2 protein-coding genes are annotated in these 1586 nt (G+C 69.5%); one reads left to right on the top strand and one right to left on the bottom strand.

What is annotated here, in order from left to right; genetic code table 11:
* On the bottom strand, nt 1–657 hold a 657-nt coding region (locus P409_RS33860; RefSeq protein ID WP_034849058.1), incomplete at its 3' end, for an ABC transporter ATP-binding protein.
* A gap of 218 nt (nt 658–875) precedes the next feature.
* On the opposite strand from P409_RS33860, the gene P409_RS33855 reads away from it, so the two are divergent.
* Nucleotides 876–1586, top strand: a 711-nt coding sequence (locus tag P409_RS33855) for an IclR family transcriptional regulator (protein WP_034849056.1), incomplete at its 3' end; no start/stop codon positions are given.

Genomic DNA, 1586 nt, shown 5'->3' with positions numbered 1-1586 from the left:
GTAGGGCTGGTCGATCTGGGTGATGCGCCCGCGTTCCATCACCACCACCCGGTCGCTGATCGACAGCGCCTCGGCCTGGTCGTGCGTGACCATGATCGTGGTGGTGCCGGTGCGGCGCTGGATCTGGCGCAGCTCGAACTGCATCGCCTCGCGCAGCTTGGCGTCCAGGTTCGACAGCGGCTCGTCCAGCAGCAGCACCGGCGGCTCGATCACCAGGGCGCGGGCGAGGGCCACGCGCTGGCGCTGGCCGCCTGACAGCGCGCGCGGATAGCGGCCGGCGAGGTGGTCGAGATGGACCAGCGCCAGCGCCTCCTCGACCCGCTTCGCCCGCTCCGGCTTCGCCACGCCGCGCATCTCCAGCCCGAAGGCAACGTTGTCGGCCACGGTCATGTGCGGGAACAGGGCGTAGCTCTGGAACACCACGCCCAGGCCGCGGCGGTTCGGCTTCACCCGGGTCAGGTCCTGCCCGTCCAGCACGATCCGCCCGGTGGTGGCCGGGACGAAGCCGGCGACCATCTGCAGGGTCGTGGTCTTGCCGCAGCCGGAGGGGCCGAGCAGCGAGACGAACTCACCGCGTTCCACGGTCAGGTCGAGATCGGCGACCGCCGCGACGTCGCCATAGAGCTTCGAGATCCGCTCGAGACGGAGGAAGGTCACAGCAGTCTCCCTGGCATCCCTGTCGATGACCGTTCGGCGCTGGCGCGCTTCGGCCCCGCCGGTCTTGCTTCCGTGGAACGGAAGGCGCCGACGCGTCTTCTCAGAAGACTCTTTCACGACAGTGAGTCAAGGAGACATTCCGTTTTATAGAGAGTATTCTGTCTTAGATTCCATGTGCCGGAATCATGAGTGCTGATATCGACTCGGAGTTTCCGAAAATGGCGAAAGACAGCGAGGCCCCGGGCAAGAGCCTGCAGCGCGGCTTCGCCATTCTGCGGGCCCTGGCCGAGGCGGGCGGAGAGGGGGCGAAGCTGATCCGCATTGCCGAGGCCACCGGCCTGACCCAGGCGACCGTGCATCGGCTGCTGCAGGGGCTGCAGGCGGAAGGCGTGGTGGAGCAGGACGGCCGCAGCCGCCTCTACCGCCTCAGCATCGATTTCTTCGCCCTCGCGGCGCGGGCGGGCAATCCGGGCAATCTGCGCGACCTGTGCTGGCCGGTGCTGCAGCGCCTCTCCGCCATGCTCCACGACACCGTGTTCCTGCTGGTGCGCAGCGGCTTCGACGCGATGTGCCTGGACCGCTGCGAGGGGCCGTTCCCGATCCGCTCCTTCACCGGCGATATCGGCGGCCGCGTGCCGCTCGGCGTCGGCCAGGGGGCGCTGGTGATCCTGGCCTTCCTGCCGGAGGCGGAGCGGGAGGAGGTGATCCGCTTCAACGTCCCGCGGCTGCTGGGCCAGGGCTTCATGGACGAGGTCTATCTGCGCACCGAGATTGCCAAGGCGCGCGACGCCGGCTTCGCCGCCCGCCGCGACGTGGCGCTGCCCGGCATGGGCGGCGTGGCGGTGCCGGTGCTCGACCGCGAGGGCAGGGCGGTGGCGGCGCTCAGCATCGGCACGATCTCCGAGCGGCTGGGGGAGGACCGGCTGCCG

This window comes from Inquilinus limosus MP06 (assembly GCF_000767795.1).
Taxonomy (GTDB): Bacteria; Pseudomonadota; Alphaproteobacteria; order DSM-16000; family Inquilinaceae; genus Inquilinus; species Inquilinus limosus_E.
The sequence above is the reverse complement of the archived record's forward strand: the minus strand, read 5'-3'. Positions and strand labels throughout refer to the sequence as shown.